At 65.6% G+C, this 18147-nt stretch carries 19 protein-coding genes and 1 tRNA gene; all 20 read left to right on the top strand.

Translation table 11 applies throughout. The features are described 5' to 3' along the window. Nucleotides 1-26 precede the first annotated feature (26 nt). Nucleotides 27-1016, top strand: a complete 990-nt coding sequence (locus VPH43_RS12065) for an NAD(P)H-quinone oxidoreductase (protein ID WP_328577952.1) — start codon at nucleotides 27-29, stop codon at nucleotides 1014-1016. A 13-nt stretch (nucleotides 1017-1029) separates the two neighbouring features. After that, nucleotides 1030-1770 (top strand): triose-phosphate isomerase, encoded by a 741-nt coding sequence (gene tpiA / locus VPH43_RS12060; RefSeq protein WP_328577951.1) that lies wholly within the window; start codon nucleotides 1030-1032, stop codon nucleotides 1768-1770. 24 nt (nucleotides 1771-1794) lie between these two features. After that, nucleotides 1795-2184, top strand: a complete 390-nt coding sequence (gene secG / locus VPH43_RS12055; RefSeq protein WP_328577950.1) for a preprotein translocase subunit SecG — start codon at nucleotides 1795-1797, stop codon at nucleotides 2182-2184. Nucleotides 2185-2334: 150 nt separating this feature from the next. Continuing rightward, a tRNA-Leu gene (locus VPH43_RS12050) sits at nucleotides 2335-2419 on the top strand. 181 nt (nucleotides 2420-2600) lie between these two features. Next, a complete protein-coding gene (locus tag VPH43_RS12045; RefSeq protein ID WP_328577949.1) occupies nucleotides 2601-2960 on the top strand; it encodes an NADH-quinone oxidoreductase subunit A in 360 nt (119 codons plus the stop codon). A 78-nt stretch (nucleotides 2961-3038) separates the two neighbouring features. After that, a complete protein-coding gene (locus VPH43_RS12040; RefSeq protein ID WP_328577948.1) occupies nucleotides 3039-3515 on the top strand; it encodes a NuoB/complex I 20 kDa subunit family protein in 477 nt (158 codons plus the stop codon). 23 nt (nucleotides 3516-3538) lie between these two features. Then, on the top strand, nucleotides 3539-4138 hold the full coding sequence (locus tag VPH43_RS12035; protein WP_328577947.1) for an NADH-quinone oxidoreductase subunit C: 600 nt from the start codon (nucleotides 3539-3541) through the stop codon (nucleotides 4136-4138). A 6-nt stretch (nucleotides 4139-4144) separates the two neighbouring features. Continuing rightward, nucleotides 4145-5398: an NADH-quinone oxidoreductase subunit D gene (locus VPH43_RS12030; RefSeq protein WP_328577946.1), complete on the top strand. Its 1254-nt coding sequence runs from the start codon at nucleotides 4145-4147 to the stop codon at nucleotides 5396-5398. After that, nucleotides 5395-5883: an NADH-quinone oxidoreductase subunit NuoE gene (nuoE, locus tag VPH43_RS12025; RefSeq protein WP_328577945.1), complete on the top strand. Its 489-nt coding sequence runs from the start codon at nucleotides 5395-5397 to the stop codon at nucleotides 5881-5883. The genes VPH43_RS12030 and nuoE overlap by 4 nt, the downstream gene beginning before the upstream one ends. Before the next feature lie 17 nt (nucleotides 5884-5900). Beyond that, nucleotides 5901-7244, top strand: a complete 1344-nt coding sequence (nuoF, locus tag VPH43_RS12020) for an NADH-quinone oxidoreductase subunit NuoF (RefSeq protein ID WP_442909286.1) — start codon at nucleotides 5901-5903, stop codon at nucleotides 7242-7244. A 15-nt stretch (nucleotides 7245-7259) separates the two neighbouring features. Then, nucleotides 7260-9581 (top strand): NADH-quinone oxidoreductase subunit NuoG, encoded by a 2322-nt coding sequence (gene nuoG, locus VPH43_RS12015; RefSeq protein WP_328577943.1) that lies wholly within the window; start codon nucleotides 7260-7262, stop codon nucleotides 9579-9581. A gap of 10 nt (nucleotides 9582-9591) precedes the next feature. Beyond that, nucleotides 9592-10689 carry an NADH-quinone oxidoreductase subunit NuoH gene (nuoH, locus tag VPH43_RS12010; protein ID WP_328577942.1) on the top strand — a complete coding sequence of 366 codons (1098 nt, stop codon included), beginning with the start codon at nucleotides 9592-9594 and terminating at the stop codon, nucleotides 10687-10689. Nucleotides 10690-10707: 18 nt separating this feature from the next. Beyond that, entirely contained in the window at nucleotides 10708-11205 is a 498-nt protein-coding gene (gene nuoI / locus VPH43_RS12005; protein WP_328577941.1) for an NADH-quinone oxidoreductase subunit NuoI, read from the top strand. An 11-nt stretch (nucleotides 11206-11216) separates the two neighbouring features. Beyond that, nucleotides 11217-11864 carry an NADH-quinone oxidoreductase subunit J gene (locus VPH43_RS12000; protein WP_328577940.1) on the top strand — a complete coding sequence of 216 codons (648 nt, stop codon included), beginning with the start codon at nucleotides 11217-11219 and terminating at the stop codon, nucleotides 11862-11864. Then, complete coding sequence (gene nuoK / locus VPH43_RS11995) at nucleotides 11864-12193, top strand: NADH-quinone oxidoreductase subunit NuoK (protein ID WP_328577939.1); 330 nt, start codon at nucleotides 11864-11866, stop codon at nucleotides 12191-12193. The genes VPH43_RS12000 and nuoK overlap by 1 nt, the downstream gene beginning before the upstream one ends. Nucleotides 12194-12200: 7 nt before the next feature. After that, a complete protein-coding gene (gene nuoL / locus VPH43_RS11990; RefSeq protein ID WP_328577938.1) occupies nucleotides 12201-14237 on the top strand; it encodes an NADH-quinone oxidoreductase subunit L in 2037 nt (678 codons plus the stop codon). Nucleotides 14238-14259: 22 nt separating this feature from the next. Beyond that, nucleotides 14260-15738 (top strand): NADH-quinone oxidoreductase subunit M, encoded by a 1479-nt coding sequence (locus VPH43_RS11985; RefSeq protein ID WP_328577937.1) that lies wholly within the window; start codon nucleotides 14260-14262, stop codon nucleotides 15736-15738. A 10-nt stretch (nucleotides 15739-15748) separates the two neighbouring features. Beyond that, nucleotides 15749-17230: an NADH-quinone oxidoreductase subunit NuoN gene (gene nuoN, locus VPH43_RS11980; protein ID WP_328578250.1), complete on the top strand. Its 1482-nt coding sequence runs from the start codon at nucleotides 15749-15751 to the stop codon at nucleotides 17228-17230. Between the two features lie 10 nt (nucleotides 17231-17240). Beyond that, nucleotides 17241-17543, top strand: coding sequence for a DUF2818 family protein (locus VPH43_RS11975; protein WP_328577936.1), 303 nt, complete (start codon nucleotides 17241-17243; stop codon nucleotides 17541-17543). Then, nucleotides 17536-18117: an NUDIX hydrolase gene (locus VPH43_RS11970; RefSeq protein WP_328577935.1), complete on the top strand. Its 582-nt coding sequence runs from the start codon at nucleotides 17536-17538 to the stop codon at nucleotides 18115-18117. Before VPH43_RS11975 ends, VPH43_RS11970 begins: the two co-directional genes overlap by 8 nt. Nucleotides 18118-18147: the final 30 nt, after the last annotated feature.

Here is an 18147-nt window from a genome sequence, read left to right as displayed (position 1 = left end):
GGGGGCCTCGTGCCCCGTTTGCTTGCATGAAAGCCATCGAAATCGCCCAGTTCGGCGGCCCTGAGGTGCTGCGCGAGACGGTTCGGCCCGACCCGGCTGCGGGCGCGGGTGAACTGCTCATCCGCGTGCGTGCCTCGGGCATCAACCGCCCCGACGTGCTGCAGCGCAAGGGCCTCTATCCGATGCCTCCTGGCGCGAGCGACCTGCCAGGGCTGGAAGTGGCCGGCGAAGTGGTGGGCGGCGACGCGGCCGAGCTGGCCGCGGCCGGCTTGGCGCTGGGCGACCGGGTGTGCGCGCTGGTGGCCGGCGGCGGTTATGCCGAGCTGTGCGTGGCGCCCATCGGCCAATGCCTGCCGGTGCCGCGCGGCTTCAGCGATGCGGAAGCCGCCAGCCTGCCGGAGACCTTTTTCACCGTCTGGTCCAACGTCTTCGAGCGCGCCCGCCTGCAGGCCGGCGAGACGCTGCTGGTGCAAGGCGGCTCCAGCGGCATCGGTGTGACGGCCATCCAGCTCGGCAAGGCGTTCGGCGCCACCGTGGTGGTGACGGCGGGCGACGACGACAAGTGCGATGCCTGCAAGGCGCTGGGCGCGGACCACGCGATCAACTACAAGAGCGCCGACTTCGTGGCCGAGGTCAAGCGCATCACCGGCGGCCGGGGGGCCGACGTGGTGCTCGACATGGTGGCGGGCCCCTATGTGGGCCGCGAGATCGACTGCCTGGCTGAAGACGGCCGCATCGTGATCATTGCGGTGCAAGGCGGCACCAAGGCGGAGATCGATGCCGGGGCGGTGCTGCGCAGGCGGCTCACCATCACCGGCTCCACCCTGCGGCCGCGGCCGGTGGCGTTCAAAGCCGCGATTGCGAAGTCGCTGCGTGAGCGGGTGTGGCCGCTGCTGGAATCTGGTGTGATCAAGCCCGTGATCTACCGCAGCTTCGAGGCCCGCGACGCGGCGCAGGCGCACGCCCTGATGGAATCGAGCCAGCACGTCGGCAAGATCGTGCTGCAGTGGAACTGAGGAGATGAACACGATGCGACGCAAGCTGGTCGTCGGCAACTGGAAGATGCACGGCAGCCACCCCGCCAACGCGGAGCTGCTGGCCGGCATCCTGGGCGCACGCCCGTTCAACACGGATGTGGCGGTCTGCGTGCCGTTCCCCTACCTGTCGGAGACCGCGGTCACCCTGGCGGGCAGCGAGCTGCGCTGGGGTGCGCAGGACGTGTCGGCCCACGAACAGGGCGCCTACACCGGCGAGGTGTCGGCCGCCATGCTGGCCGAGTTCGGCTGCCGCTACGCGATCGTGGGCCACTCGGAGCGCCGGGCCTATCACGCCGAAAGCGACCAGCTGGTCGCCGACAAGGCGAAGGCGGCGCTGGCGCGCGGTGTCACGCCCATCGTCTGCGTGGGCGAGACGCTGCAGCAGCGGGAAGCGGGCGAGACCGAGGCCGTGGTGAAGCGCCAGCTCTCGGCGGTGATCCACACGCTGACGCATTGCATCGGCGAGATCGTGGTGGCCTACGAGCCGGTGTGGGCCATCGGCACCGGGCGCACCGCTTCGCCCGAACAGGCGCAGCAGGTGCATGCACTCCTGCGCGCGCAGCTGCTGGCCGCCACGCCCCACGCGGCGGACATGCGGCTGCTGTATGGCGGCAGCGTCAAGCCGGACAACGCGGCCACCCTGTTTGCGCAGGCCGACATCGACGGCGGCCTGATCGGCGGCGCCGCGTTGAAGGCGGCCGACTTCGCCGCCATCTGCCGCGCGGCGGAATAAGAACCTTTTCAAAGAGAACATCACATGCATATCTGGTTGAACATCGTGCTGGTGATCCAGCTGCTGGCGGCCATCGCCATGATCGGCCTGGTGCTGATCCAGCACGGCAAGGGTGCCGACATGGGCGCCTCCTTCGGCAGCGGTGCCTCGGGCAGCCTGTTCGGCGCCACCGGCAGCGCCAACTTCCTGTCGCGTTCCACGGCGGTGTGCGCGGTCATCTTCTTCTGCTGCACGCTTGCGCTGGCCTACCTCGGCAATGCCCGCCCGGCCGCCACCGATGGCGGCAGCGTGCTCGATCGTGCCGCCCCGACGGCACCGGCCGCGAGCGCACCGACCGGTGCTGCGCAGATCCCCGGTGTCACGCCCGCTGCGCCTGTCGCGCCGCCTGCTGCCGCGGGCTCCGCGGCGCAGTGAACTCCGGCGCGTGGCGGCGGGTCCAAAAACCGCTGCCGTGCGCTGCATCAAGGCGTGGTGAAAACCCGAAACAGGCACGGTTTTCGGGTTAGAATTCGAGGCTGTCTGAGGCGCCAACCTCATGCCACTCAGACAGCGTTTTGACGTGCCGCCGACGTGGTGAAATTGGTAGACACGCTATCTTGAGGGGGTAGTGGCGAAAGCTGTGCGAGTTCGAGTCTCGCCGTCGGCACCAGATCTTTTCGGTGGTCAGCCTCATCCGGCCTGAACACCGGGCGCCCTGGCATACGCAAGCAGGGAACAACGTGGGCGCGCTTTGTGTGCGGTGGTCGCAAGGCCATTGTGGACGGCGCGCTCTTTTCATGGCCGGATGGTTGAAGCCCAAACGCCTTTAACCCAGCCCACCTGCCCCCGCTATGGACCTGCAAGCCTACCTGCCTGTCATCCTGTTCATCCTCGTGGGCGTGGCGGTCGGTGTGCTGCCGCAGGCGCTGGGTTTTGTGTTCGGCCCCAACCGGCCCGATGCAGCCAAGAACTCCCCCTACGAATGCGGCTTCGAGGCCTTCGAAGACGCGCGGATGAAGTTCGACGTGCGCTACTACCTCGTGGCCATCCTCTTCATCCTGTTCGATCTGGAGATCGCGTTCCTCTTCCCCTGGGCGGTGGCGCTCAAGGAGATCGGCCCCGCCGGCTTCTGGGCCATGATGATCTTCCTCACCATCCTTGTGGTGGGCTTCGTCTACGAATGGAAGAAGGGCGCCCTCGACTGGGAGTAGTCATGTGCTCCCCGTCCAGCTCGGCAGCGGCCCGGCGCCCGGCCCGCCCATCACCTGCACACATTAGGAAGTTGCGCCATGGGTATTGAAGGCGTTCTGAAAGAAGGCTTCGTCACCACCTCGGTCGACAAGCTTGTCAACTGGTCCAAGACCGGGTCTCTGTGGCCGATGACCTTCGGCCTGGCCTGCTGCGCGGTGGAAATGATGCACGCCGGCGCGGCGCGCTATGACATCGACCGTTTCGGCATGCTGTTCCGTCCCAGCCCGCGCCAGAGCGACCTGATGATCGTGGCCGGCACGCTGTGCAACAAGATGGCCCCGGCCCTGCGCAAGGTGTACGACCAGATGGCCGAGCCGCGCTGGGTGCTGAGCATGGGCTCCTGTGCCAACGGCGGCGGCTACTACCACTACAGCTACTCGGTGGTGCGGGGTTGCGACCGCATCGTGCCGGTGGATGTGTACGTGCCGGGCTGCCCGCCCACGGCCGAGGCGCTGCTGTACGGCATCCTGCAGTTGCAGGCCAAGATCCGGCGCGAGAACACCATCGCGCGCTGACGCGGGAATCGACGGCTCACACGATGACTCAGAAACTCGACAACCTGCAGGCGGCGCTGGAAGCGGTGCTGGGCGGCAAGATCAAGCGGCTCCAGCGCGAGCTGGGCGAACTGACCATCACGGTCGCGGCGGCCGACTACCTGGAGGTGGCTCGCACGCTGCGCGACCATGAGGCTCTCAAATTCGAGCAGCTCATGGACCTGTGCGGCCTGGACTACAGCACCTACAAGGACGGCCAGTACGACGGCCCGCGCTTCTGCGTGGTGTCGCACCTGCTGTCGCTCACCAAGAACTGGCGCCTGCGGCTGAAGGTGTTTGCGCCCGACGACGACCTGCCGGTGCTGGCCTCCATCACCGAGATCTGGAATTCCGCCAACTGGTTCGAACGCGAAGCCTTCGACCTGTACGGAATCATCTTCGACGGCCACCTGGACCTGCGGCGCCTGCTCACGGACTACGGCTTCATCGGGCACCCCTTCCGCAAGGATTTCCCGACCTGGGGCAACGTGGAGATGCGCTATGACGAAGAGCAGAAGCGCGTGATCTACCAGCCAGTGACCATCGAGCCGCGCGAGATCGTGCCGCGCGTGATCCGCGAAGACAACTACGGCGGCCTTCACTAGAGCGTTATGGCTGAGATCAAGAACTACACCCTGAACTTCGGCCCGCAGCATCCGGCGGCGCACGGCGTGCTGCGCCTGGTGCTGGAGCTGGACGGCGAGGTCATCCAGCGTGCCGACCCCCACATCGGCCTGCTGCACCGCGCCACCGAAAAGCTCGCCGAGACGCGCACCTACCTGCAGAACCTGCCGTACATGGACCGTCTGGACTACGTGTCCATGATGTGCAACGAGCATGCGTACTGCCTGGCGGTGGAGAAACTGCTGGGCGTCGACGTGCCGATCCGCGCGCAGTACATCCGCGTGATGTTCGCCGAGCTCACCCGCATCCTCAACCACCTGCTGTGGCTGGGCGCGCACGGGCTCGACTGCGGTGCGATGAACATCCTCATCTACTGCTTCCGCGAACGCGAGGACATCTTCGACATGTACGAGGCGGTGTCGGGCGCGCGCATGCACGCGGCCTACTTCCGCCCGGGCGGCGTGTACCGCGACCTGCCGGAATCCATGCCGCAGTACCGCGCCTCCAAGATCCACAACGAGCGCGCCATCCAGCAGATGAACCGCAACCGCGGTGGTTCGCTGCTCGATTTCATCGAGGACTTCTGCAAGCGTTTCCCGAAGAACGTCGACGACTACGAGACGCTGCTCACCGACAACCGCATCTGGAAGCAGCGCACGGTCGGCATCGGCGTGGTATCACCCGAGCGTGCGATGAACATGGGCTTCACCGGCCCGATGCTGCGCGGCTCCGGCATTGCTTGGGACTTGCGCAAGAAGCAGCCGTACGACGTGTACGACCGCATGGACTTCGACGTGCCGATCGGCAAGAACGGCGACACCTACGACCGCTACCTCGTCCGTGTGGAAGAGATGCGCCAGGCCAACCGCGTGGTGCTGCAATGCGTGGACTGGCTGCGCAAGAACCCCGGCCCGGTGATCACCGACAACCACAAGGTGGCGCCGCCCTCGCGCGTGGACATGAAGTCCAACATGGAAGAGCTGATCCACCACTTCAAGCTCTTCACCGAAGGCATGCATGTGCCTGAGGGCGAGGCCTATGCCGCGGTGGAGCATCCCAAGGGCGAGTTCGGCATCTACATGGTGAGCGACGGCGCCAACAAGCCGTATCGCCTGAAGATCCGCGCGCCCGGCTTCCCGCACCTGGCGGCGCTGGACGAGATGGCGCGCGGCCACATGATCGCCGACGCCGTCGCGATCATCGGCACCATGGACATCGTGTTTGGCGAGATCGATCGATGATGCTCTCTGACAGCACCAAGGCCCGCTTCGACTGCGAAGTGGCCAAGTACCCCGCGGACCAGAAGCAGAGCGCCGTGATGGCCTGCCTGGCCATCGTGCAGCAGGAGCAGGGCTTCGTGTCGCGCGAGGCCGAAGACCTGATCGCGCAGTACCTCGGCATGCCGCCGATCGCGGTGTACGAGGTGACCACCTTCTACAACATGTACAACCAGCAGCCGGTGGGCCAGTTCAAGCTCAACGTCTGCACCAACCTGCCGTGCCAGCTGCGCGACGGCGAGAAGGCGCTCAAGCACCTGTGCCACAAGCTGGATGTGGAAGAGGGCGGCACCACGGCGGATGGCGTGTTCACCGTGCAGAAGAGTGAATGCCTGGGCGCCTGCGCCGATGCACCGGTGATGCTGGTCAACGACCGCCAGATGGTGAGCTTCATGAGCCCCGAGCGGCTGGACGAACTGGTCGCCATGCTCAAGGCGCAAGCGAAATGACAGCGGCATCCCAGACCATGTTGGACCTCTCGCGATTCCAGGCCGCCGGCACCGAGACGTGCTTCCATGGCCGCCATATCAACGCCCAGATCTATGCCGACCTCAACGGCAGCAACTGGCGCCTGAAGGATTACGAAGCGCGCGGCGGCTACCAGGCCCTGCGCAAGATCCTCGGCACCGGTGGCGGCGAAGGCATGACGCCTGACCAGGTGATCGCCGAGGTCAAGGGCTCGGGCCTGCGCGGCCGTGGCGGCGCGGGCTTTCCCACCGGCCTGAAGTGGAGCTTCATGCCGCGTCAGTTCCCTGGCCAGAAGTACCTGGTGTGCAACTCCGACGAAGGCGAGCCTGGCACCTGCAAGGACCGCGACATCCTCGCGTACAACCCGCACATCGTCATCGAGGGCATGATCATCGCCGCCTACGCGATGGGCATCTCCGTGGGCTACAACTACATCCACGGCGAGATCTTCGAGGTGTACGAACGCTTCGAGGAGGCGCTGCGCGAGGCGCGCGAGGCCGGGTACCTGGGCGACAAGATCCTGGGCAGCGGCTACAGCTTCCAGCTGCATGCCCACCATGGCTTCGGCGCCTACATCTGCGGCGAGGAAACCGCGCTGCTGGAGTCGCTGGAAGGCAAGAAGGGCCAGCCGCGCTTCAAGCCGCCGTTTCCGGCCAGCTTCGGCCTGTATGGCAAGCCGACCACGATCAACAACACCGAGACCTTTGCGGCGGTGCCCTGGATCATCCGCAATGGCGGCCAGCCGTATCTGGAGATCGGCAAGCCCAACAACGGCGGCACCAAGATCTTCTCGGTGGTGGGCGACGTCAACCTGCCGGGCAACTTCGAGGTACCGCTGGGCACGCCGTTCAGCAAGCTGCTGGAGCTGGCCGGTGGCGTGCGCTCGGGCCGCAAGCTCAAGGCCGTGATCCCGGGTGGCTCGTCGGCGCCGGTGCTGCCGGCCAACATCATGATGGACACCACGATGGACTACGACGCCATCGCCAAGGCCGGCTCCATGCTGGGCTCCGGTGCCGTGATCGTGATGGACGACACCCGCTGCATGGTCAAGAGCCTGCTGCGCCTGTCCTACTTCTACACGCACGAGTCGTGCGGCCAGTGCACGCCGTGCCGCGAAGGCACGGGCTGGCTGTGGCGCATGGTGGACCGCATCGAGCACGGCAAGGGCCGCATGGAAGACATCGACCTGCTGAACTCGGTGGCCGACAACATCCAGGGCCGCACCATCTGTGCGCTGGGCGATGCCGCGGCCATGCCGGTGCGCGCCATGATCAAACACTTCCGCGACGAGTTCGTCTACCACGTCGATCACAAGACCTGCCTGGTCCCGCAGTACGTCTGACGGGACCAACCCACTATGGCAATCGAAATCGAACTGGACGGCCGCAAGGTCGAGGTGCCCGAAGGCAGCATGGTGATGCATGCGGCCGACAAGGCCGGCACCTACATCCCCCACTTCTGCTACCACAAGAAGCTGAGCATCGCGGCCAACTGCCGCATGTGCCTGGTGGACGTGGAGAAGGCGCCCAAGCCGATGCCCGCCTGCGCCACGCCGGTGACGCAGGGCATGATCGTGCGCACGCAAAGCGAGAAGGCGGTGAAGGCGCAGCAGGGCGTGATGGAGTTCCTGCTCATCAACCACCCGCTGGACTGCCCCATCTGCGACCAGGGTGGTGAATGCCAGCTGCAGGACCTGGCGGTGGGCTACGGCGCTTCGTCTTCCCGATACTCGGAAGAAAAGCGCGTGGTGTTCCACAAGGAACTGGGCCCACTGATCTCCGCCGCGGAAATGACCCGCTGCATCCAGTGCACCCGCTGCGTGCGCTTCGGCCAGGAGATCGCCGGCCAGATGGAGCTGGGCATGGCCCATCGCGGCGAGCATTCCGAGATCATGACCTTCGTCGGCCGGACCATCGATTCCGAGCTGTCGGGCAACATGATCGACGTGTGCCCGGTGGGCGCGCTCACCAGCAAGCCGTTCCGCTACAGCGCCCGCACCTGGGAACTGTCGCGCCGCAAGAGCGTGAGCCCGCATGACTCCACCGGGGCCAATCTCGTGGTGCAGGTCAAGGGCGCCAAGGTGATGCGCGTGCTGCCGCTGGAGAACGAGGACGTCAACGAGTGCTGGATCGCCGACCGCGACCGCTTCTCGTACGAAGCCCTCAACAGCGACGACCGCTTGACCGCGCCCATGATCAAGCAGGGCGGCCAGTGGCAGACGGTGGACTGGACCACCGCGCTCAACTACGTGGCCGATGGCCTCAAGCGCGTGATCGCGGAGTTCGGCCCGCAGGGCGTGGGTGCCCTGGGCTCGGCCCACAGCACGGTGGAAGAACTGCACCTGCTGCAAAAGCTCACCCGCTCGCTGGGCAGCGACAACGTGGACTTCCGCCTGCGCCATGCGGACTTCTCCAGCGCCGACGGCGTGCGCTGGCTGGGCACGTCCATCCAGTCGCTTACCCGCTTGCAACAGGTGTTGGTCGTCGGCTCGTTCCTGCGCAAGGACCATCCGCTGTTCGCGCAGCGCATCCGCCAGGCCGTGCGCCATGGTGGCAAGGTGCACAGCCTGAACGCGGTGCACGACGACTGGGCGATGCCGGTGGCCAACCGCATCACCGCGGCGCCGTCGCAGTGGCTGCAGACGCTGGCCGATGTGGCAGCAGCGGTTGCCGACGCCAAGGGCATCGGCGCGCCGGCCCAAGGCCAGGCCAACGATGCCGCGAAGGCCGTCGCCACGGCCTTGCTTTCCGGCGAGCGCAAGGCCGTGCTGCTGGGCAACGCCGCCGCGCATCATCCGCAAGCCTCGCAATTGCTGGCGCTCGCCAACTGGATTGGCGAACAGACCGGCGCCACCGTGGGCTATCTCACTGAAGCGGCCAACACGGTGGGCGCCCAGTTGGTCGGTGCCATGCCGCGCCAGGGTGGCCTCCATGCCGGCCAGATGTTGTCGCAGCCGATGAAGGCGCTGCTGATGCTGCATGTGGAGCCGGTGCTCGACAGCGCCAACGCCGCAGCTGCCATCTCGGCCTTGCAGGGCGCCGGCCTGGTGGTGGCGATGTCACCCTTCAAGAACGTGGCGCAGGACTTTGCCGACGTGTTGCTGCCGGTGTCGCCGTTCAGCGAAACCGCCGGCACCTTCGTCAACGCTGAAGGCCGCGTGCAGAGCTTCCACGGCGTGGTCAAGCCGCTGGGCGACACCCGCCCGGCCTGGAAGGTGCTGCGCGTGCTGGGCAACCTGCTGGGGCTGGATGGTTTCAACCAGGAAACGGTGGACGAAGTGCGCGCCGAGGCGCTGGGTGACGTGGCCGCGCTCGCTGGCCGCTTGTCCAACCGCGGCGCGGCCATGCCGACCTCCCAGGCCGCGGCCGGCGAGGGCTTGGAGCGCATTGCCGATGTGCCCATCTATCACAGCGATGCCCTGGTGCGGCGTTCGCCGCCGCTGCAGTTGACCAGCGATGCGCGCAATGCGCCGTTCGCCGGCATCTCCGCTTCCCTGTGGGACCAGCTCGGCCTCCAGCCGGGTGCCGCGGTGCGCGTGACACAAGGCAACGCCAGCGCGGTACTGCCCGCACGCCTGGAGCCGACGCTGGCCGCCAATGCGGTGCGCGTGCCGGCCGGCCACCCCGCCACGGCCACCCTGGGCGCGATGTTCGGTGACATCACCGTCGAGAAGGCGTGAGGTTCAGGACATGATCGACACCTTCCAACACTACGGCACCGGCTGGTTCGGTGGCGCCTGGCCGCTGGTCTGGAGCCTCGTGAAGATCGTGGCGCTGGTGGCGCCGCTGATGATCTGCGTGGCCTACCTCACCCTGTGGGAACGCAAGGCGATCGGCTGGACGCAGATCCGCCCGGGCCCCAACCGCGTGGGCCCCTTCGGCTTGCTGACCCCGATCGCGGACGCCGTGAAGCTGATCTTCAAGGAGATCATCCGCCCCACGGCGGCCAACAAGGGCCTGTTCTTCCTGGCGCCCATCATGACCATCATGCCGGCCCTCGCGGCCTGGGCGGTGGTGCCGTTCGGGCCCGAGCGGGCCGTGTCCAACATCAATGCGGGCCTGCTGTTCCTGATGGCGATCACGTCCATGGAGGTGTACGGCGTCATCATTGCCGGCTGGGCGTCGAACTCGAAGTACGCCTTCCTCGGCGCGCTGCGGGCGTCGGCCCAGATGGTGAGCTACGAGATCGCGATGGGCTTCGCGCTCGTGGTGGTGCTCATGGTCACCGGCAGCCTCAACATGACGGACATCGTGCTGGGCCAGGCCAAGGGTTGGTTCGCCGCACACGGCGTGAGCTTCCTGTCCTGGAACTGGCTGCCACTGCTGCCGATCTTCCTGGTGTACTTCATCTCCGGCCTGGCCGAGACCAATCGCCATCCGTTCGACGTGGTGGAGGGTGAATCGGAGATCGTGGCCGGCCACATGATCGAGTACTCCGGCATGGCCTTCGCCATGTTCTTCCTGGCCGAGTACGCCAACATGATCCTGGTGTCCGCGCTGGCGGTCACCATGTTCCTGGGCGGCTGGATGGCTCCCATCGGGTTCAGTGCCTTCGGGATGACCACCCCGCAGTGGATTGCCGACACCATGTGGTTCTGGGACTGGTTCTGGCTGTTCGGCAAGACCTTCGTGGTCGTCACCTTCTTCCTGTGGGTGCGTTCGACGTTCCCGCGCTATCGCTATGACCAGATCATGCGTCTGGGCTGGAAGATCTTCATCCCCATCACGCTGGTGTGGCTGGTGGTGGTGGGCCTGTGGATCCAGTCCCCGCTGAACATCTGGAAGTAAGAGAAGGTTCCCTTCACCATGTCTGCTGTTGCTTCCATCAAGGACTTCGTGTCGAGCTTCATGCTCACCGAACTCTTCAAGGGCATGGCGCTCACCGGGCGCCACTTCCTGTCCAAGAACATCACGGTGCAGTTCCCGGAGGAGAAGACGCCGCTGTCGCCGCGCTTCCGCGGGCTGCACGCGCTGCGCCGCTACGAGAACGGCGAAGAGCGCTGCATCGCCTGCAAGCTGTGCGAAGCGGTGTGCCCGGCGCTGGCCATCACCATCGAGTCCGATGTGCGGCCCGATGGCGCGCGCAAGACCACGCGCTACGACATCGACCTCACCAAGTGCATCTTCTGCGGCTTCTGCGAAGAAAGCTGCCCGGTGGACTCGATCGTGGAGACCCACATCCTCGAATACCACGGCGAAAAACGCGGCGACCTGTACTTCACCAAGGACATGCTGCTGGCCGTGGGCGATCGCTACGAAAAAGAAATCGCGGCCTCCAAGGCGGCAGACGCCAAGTACCGCTGAGGAAAGGGCCCATGAACACAACGACTGCTCTTTTCTACCTGTTCGCCGCGATCCTGCTGTTCGCGTCGTTCCGGGTGATCACCGCGCGCTCCACCGTGCACTCGGCGCTGTACCTGGTGCTGGCCTTCTTCAATGCCGCGGCCATCTGGCTGCTGCTCAAGGCGGAGTTCCTGGCCATCGCGCTGGTGCTGGTGTACGTGGGCGCCGTGATGGTGCTGTTCCTCTTCGTCGTGATGATGCTGGACGTGGACACCGATGCCTTGCGGCACGGCTTCTGGAAGCACTTTCCGATCGCCGGTTTCATCGGTGCGCTGATCGCGCTGGAGATGGCGCTGGTGCTGATGGGCGGCTTCCGCTTGAGCGACGCACCGGTGCCCACCGCCGAGGCGGCCAAGCTGGGCAATACCAAGCTGCTGGGCATCGAGATCTACACCAAGTACCTGTACCCGCTGCAGATCGCGGCCGTGCTGCTGCTGGTGGCGATCATCGCGGCCATTGCGCTCACCCTGCGCGCCCGCAAGGATTCGCGCTACCAGGATCCGTCGCAGCAGGTGAAGGCCAAGAAGGCCGACCGCCTGCGCATCGTGTCGATGAAGCCCGAGATCGACGTCCCGTCGGCACCTGCCGCCGCTGAGCCCAACGCCGGAGGGAAGGCCTGATGCTCGGTCCGATCACACTCGCCCACTTCCTCACGCTGGGCGCCATCCTGTTCGCGCTGTCGGTGCTGGGGATCTTCCTGAACCGCCGCAACCTCATCGTGCTGCTGATGGCCATCGAGCTGATGCTGCTGGCGGTGAACCTGAACTTCGTCGCGTTCTCGCACTACCTGGACCCGAAGCTGTCCGACCCGATGGCGGGGCAGGTGTTCGTGTTCTTCATCCTCACGGTGGCGGCGGCCGAATCGGCCATCGGCCTGGCGATCCTGGTGGTGCTGTTCCGCAACCGCGAATCGATCGCGGTCGAAGAGCTCGATGTGCTGAAGGGATAACAAGAACATGTCCGCACAACTTACGCAGGGGCTGCTGCTCACGGTGCCGCTGGCGCCACTGGCCGGCTCGGTCATTGCAGGGTTCCTTGGCAAGGTGGTGGGCCGCCGCGGCGCGCACGTCGCCACCATCCTCGGCGTGCTGGTCTCCTTCATCGTCTCGGTGATGGTGCTCAAGAGCGTGGCCGGCGAGGGCGCGCGCTACAACGAGACCGTCTACGAATGGATGAACCTGGGCGGCTTCAAGATGGAGGTCGGCTTTCTGGTGGACGGCCTCACCGCCATGATGATGGTGGTGGTGACCTTCGTGTCACTGATGGTGCACATCTACACCATCGGCTACATGGAGGAAGACCCGGGCTACCAGCGCTTCTTCTCCTACATCTCGCTGTTCACCTTCTCGATGTTGATGCTCGTGATGAGCAACAACTTCCTGCAGCTGTTCTTCGGCTGGGAGGCGGTGGGCCTGGTGTCGTACCTGCTGATCGGCTTCTGGTACAAGAAGCCGAGCGCGATCTTCGCCAACCTCAAGGCCTTCCTGGTCAACCGGGTGGGCGACTTCGGCTTCATCCTGGGCATCGGCCTGATCGCCGCGTTCGCCGGCACCTTGAGCTATGCCGAGACCTTCGCCAAGGCCGGTGAACTGGCCAAGCTCAACTTCCCCGGCACCAACTGGATGCTGGTCACCGTGACCTGCATTTGCCTGTTCATCGGCGCCATGGGCAAGAGCGCGCAGTTCCCGCTGCATGTGTGGCTGCCCGACTCGATGGAAGGCCCGACACCGATCTCCGCGCTGATCCACGCGGCCACGATGGTGACTGCCGGCATCTTCATGGTGGCGCGCATGTCGCCGCTGTTCGAACTGAGCCAGACCGCACTGAACGTCGTGATGGTCATCGGCGCGATCACCGCGCTGTTCATGGGCTTCCTCGGCATCATCCAGAACGACATCAAGCGCGTGGTGGCGTACTCCACCCTGAGCCAGCTGGGCTACATGACGGTGGCGCTGGGCGCCTCCGCCTACTCGGTGGCGGTGTTCCACCTGATGACGCACGCCTTCTTCAAGGCACTGCTGTTCCTGGCCGCGGGCTCGGTGATCATCGGCATGCACCATGACCAGGACATCCGCAACATGGGCGGCCTGCGCAAGTACATGCCCATCACCTGGATCACGTCGCTGCTGGGTTCGCTGGCACTGATCGGCACGCCGCTGTTCTCGGGCTTCTATTCCAAGGACAGCATCATCGAGGCGGTGCACGCCAGCCACCTGTGGGCGTCTCCGTTCGCCTACTTCGCGGTGATGGCCGGTGTGTTCGTCACCGCCTTCTATTCGTTCCGCATGTACTTCCTGGTGTTCCACGGGAAGGAGCATTTCCACCACAAGCCCTTCCCGCCGGAAGAAGACGAACCGCACCATGACGACCACCATGCGCACACGCCGCATGAATCCCCCTGGGTGGTGACGGCGCCGCTGCTGCTGCTGGCGATTCCCTCGGTGGTGATCGGCTTCATGACGATCGGCCCGATGCTGTATGGCGACTTCTTCAAGGACGCCATCACGGTGGATGCCGACAAGCACCCGGCCATGCATGAGATGGCGATGGAGTTCCACGGCCCGGCCGCGATGGCGCTGCACAGCCTGCGCTCGCCCGTGTTGTGGCTGGCCGTCGCCGGCGTGGTGCTGGCCTGGTGGTTCTACATGAAGGCGCCCGGCATTCCGGCGGCCATCCAGCGCACGTTCCGGCCGGTGTACCGGCTGCTGGAGAACAAGTACTACCTGGACTGGATCAACGAAAACATCATCGCGGCGGCTGCGCGCGGCCTGGGCCTGGGCCTGTGGAAGGGCGGCGACGTGGGCCTCATCGATGGCGCCATCGTCAATGGGTCGGCGCGTGCCGTGGGCGGGCTGGCCCAGGTGTCGCGCTACTTCCAGACCGGCCACCTCTACTGGTACGCGCTGGTCATGATCCTGGGCGTGTTCGGGTTGATGACCTGGCAGCTGTGGCCTGACTTGACAAGCCTTCTCGCGCGCCTGGTGGCGCGCTGAAGCAGAAGGCGGAGAACAACAAATGGGTCTCTTGAGTGTTGCGATCTGGCTGCCGATTCTTGCGGGCGGCCTGCTGCTGGCGCTGGGGCGCGAGGGCAACGGCAAGGCGGTGCGCTGGCTGGCGCTGCTGGCGGCCATCGCCAGCTTCGTGGTCACGCTTCCGCTGGTCACCGGCTTCGACACCGCGTCGGCTGCGATGCAGTTCCAGGAAAACATGCCCTGGATCGAGCGCTTCAATGTGCAGTACCACCTCGGCGTGGACGGCATCTCGGTGTGGTTCGTGCTGCTCACCGCGTTCATCACCGTGATCGTGGTGATGGCGGGCTGGGAGGTCATCACCGACCGGCTGCACCAGTACTACGGCGCCTTCCTCATCCTGTCCGGGCTCATGGTCGGTGTGTTCTCGGCGCTGGACGGGCTGCTGTTCTACACCTTCTTCGAAGCCACGCTGATTCCGATGTACATCATCATCGGCGTCTGGGGCGGCCCGCGGCGGGTGTATGCGGCGTTCAAGTTCTTCCTGTACACGCTGCTCGGCTCGCTGCTGATGCTGATCGCGCTGCTCTACCTGTACTACAAGTCGGGTGGCAGCTTCGACATCGCCACCTGGCACAAGCTGCCGCTGTCCCTGGGCTCGCAGACGGCGCTGTTCTTCGCCTTCTTTGCGGCCTTCTCCGTCAAGGTGCCGATGTGGCCGGTGCACACCTGGCTGCCCGATGCCCACGTGGAAGCGCCCACCGGCGGCTCGGTGGTGCTGGCGGCCATCATGCTGAAGCTCGGTGCCTACGGCTTCCTGCGCTTCTCGATGCCGATTGCGCCGGACGCCAGCCACGAGTACGCCTGGTTCATGATCATGCTGAGCCTGATCGCGGTGGTGTACATCGGCCTGGTGGCCCTGGTGCAGCAGGACATGAAGAAGCTGGTGGCCTACTCGTCCATCGCCCACATGGGGTTCGTGACGCTCGGCTTTTTCATCTTCAGCGAGCTGGGCGTGTCGGGTGCCATCGTGCAGATGATCTCGCACGGTTTCGTGTCGGGTGCGATGTTCCTGGCCATCGGCGTGCTCTACGACCGCGTGCATTCGCGCGAGATTTCCTCCTATGGAGGCGTGGTCAACACCATGCCCAAGTTCGCCGCGTTCGCCCTGTTCTTCGCCATGGCCAACTGCGGCCTGCCGGGCACCGGCGGCTTCGTCGGCGAATGGATGGTGATCCTGGGAACGGTGAAGGCCAACTTCTGGCTGGCCGCCATCGCCGCCACCACGCTGATCTTCGGCGCCGCGTACACGCTGTGGATGTATAAGCGGGTGTACTTTGGCGACGTGACGAACGACAACGTGCGCACGCTCACCGACATCAACGCGCGTGAATTCTCGATGCTGGCGCTGCTGGCGGCTGCCGTGCTCTGGATGGGGGTGTACCCCAAGCCGTTCACCGACGTGATGCACCAGTCGGTGGAGCAACTGCTCAAGCACGTGCAAACCTCCAAGCTGCCCACCTGATCCCATCATGATGAACTCGATGAACTGGCTGGTGATCAGCCCCGAGATCCTGCTGCTGGTGATGGCATGCTGCGTCGCGCTGGTGGACCTGTTCGTGACGCATCCCCAGCGCCGCGTGACCTTCTGGCTCACCCAGGCGTCGCTGGCCGCGGTGGCCGTGCTGCACCTGAACAACTTCGACGCCGGCACCACCGCCTATGCGATGCAGGGCATGGTGGTCAGCGACCCGATGGGGCACCTGCTGGCGCTGTTCTCCACGCTGGCCGTGATGCTCACGATGGCGTACGCCCAACCGTACATCGCCTCGCGCGACATGCTGAAGGGCGAGTTCTTCACCCTGTCGCTGTTCTCGCTGCTGGGCATCTCGGTGATGATCGCGGCCAACAACTTCCTGGTGGTGTACCTGGGCCTGGAGTTGATGAGCCTGTCCACCTACGCGCTGGTGGCCATGCGGCGTGACCATGCAGTGTCCACCGAAGCGGCCATGAAGTACTTTGTGCTCGGTGCGCTGGCCAGCGGCTTCCTGCTGTACGGCCTGTCAATGATGTACGGCGCCACCGGCTCGCTGGAAATCCCCCGCGTGTTCGATGCCATCTCCACCGGCACGCCCAACAAGCAGGTGCTGGTGTTCGGCGTGGTGTTCATCGTGGCCGGGCTGGGCTTCAAGCTGGGTGCGGCACCGTTCCACATGTGGATTCCGGACGTGTACCACGGCGCTCCCACGGCCGTGACGCTCATGATCGCCGGTGCGCCCAAGATCGCCGCGTTTGCCATCACCATCCGCCTGCTGGTGGAGGGCATGGTGGGCCTGGGCCAGGATTGGCAGCAGATGCTGATCGTGCTGTCGGTGGCTTCGCTGGTCATCGGCAACCTGGCCGCGATCGCGCAGAGCAACCTCAAGCGCATGCTGGCGTACTCCACCATCGGCCAGATGGGCTTCATGATCCTCGGCCTCACGCCGACGGTGGTGTCGCTCAACACGCTGTCGGCCGCCAACGGCTACAGCTCGTCCATGTTCTACCTGGTGACCTATGTGCTCACCACGCTGGGCACCTTCGGGCTCATCCTGTTCATGGCGCGCCAGGGCTTCGAGGCCGATGAGATCCAGGACCTCGCAGGCCTGGCCCGGCGCAACCCCTGGCTGGCCGGCGTGATGGCGGTGTTCATGTTCTCGCTGGCCGGCATTCCGCCGACGGTGGGCTTCTACGCCAAGCTGGCGGTGCTGCAGGCGCTGGTGACCACCAACCTCATCGGCTACATCTGGCTGGCGGTGGTGGCGGTGCTGCTGTCGCTGATTGCGGCCTTCTACTACCTGCGCATCGTCAAGGTCATGTACTTCGACGAGCCGGTGGACGAGCAGCCCGTGGTGGGCACCGGCGGCATGAGCACGCTGCTGGCACTCAACGGCGCGGCGGTGCTGGTCTTCGGGCTGCTGCCCAACGGCCTGATGGCGATGTGCCGCGACGCCATCGTCAAGGCCTTGTCCACCTGACGGGCGAACGATGGCTCATGGCCCCGAGGTCTGGCTGGTGCTGCTGGTGACGCTGCTGGCGGCCAACCTGCCGTTCATCAGCCAGCGCATCCTGCTGGTGGGGCCCAAGCCCGCGCACAAGGCCTTTGTGTGGCGCCTGGCCGAGCTGGTGCTGCTGGCCGGCGCAAGCCTGGCCGTGGGCTGGCTGCTGGAGGCGCGCATCGGCCAGGTGCACTCGCAAGGCTGGCAGTTCTATGCCGCCTTCGCCTGCCTCTTCCTCACTTTTGCCTTCCCCGGTTTTGTCTGGCGCCAGCTGCGCCGCCACCATGGCTGATGACACCCACCTGATCGAGACGCCCCTGCAGTCCGAGCCGCTGCTGCGCGGCAGCTTCCTGCACGCCCAGCGCGACACCGTGCGCCTGCCCACCGGCGACACCGCCACGCGGGAGTACGTGGTGCACCCGGGCGCCGTGATGGTGGTGCCCATCCTCGACGACGGCCGGCTGGTGATGGAGCGCCAGTACCGTTGGCCGCTGCAGCAGGTCTTGCTCGAGTTCCCGGCCGGCAAGATGGATCCGGGCGAAGACGCACTCACCTGCGCGGCGCGCGAGCTGGCCGAGGAGACCGGCTATCGCGCGGCCGAATGGGCACGGGCCTGCGTGATGCACAACGCCGCCGCCTATTCCACCGAAGCCATCGAGGTGTGGTTCGCGCGCGGCTTGAGCTTGGGCGAGCGCGACCTGGACCATGGCGAGCACATCGATGTCCTCCCGATGGCAGCCGAAGAACTCGAAGCGCTGGCTGCGCGCGGTGAGCTGACCGACGCCAAGACCCTCATCGGGCTGCTGTGGCTGTCGCGCTGGCGCGCAGGCGCCTGGCCGCTGCAGTGGCAGCCGGTGGCGGCTTGAATCCCCCCCGCGGCTGCCGATAGAGCTGTC

The organism is Ideonella sp. BN130291 (genome assembly GCF_036231905.1).
Classification (GTDB): Bacteria; Pseudomonadota; Gammaproteobacteria; order Burkholderiales; family Burkholderiaceae_C; genus CAMLIZ01.
The sequence above is the reverse complement of the archived record's forward strand: the minus strand, read 5'-3'. Positions and strand labels throughout refer to the sequence as shown.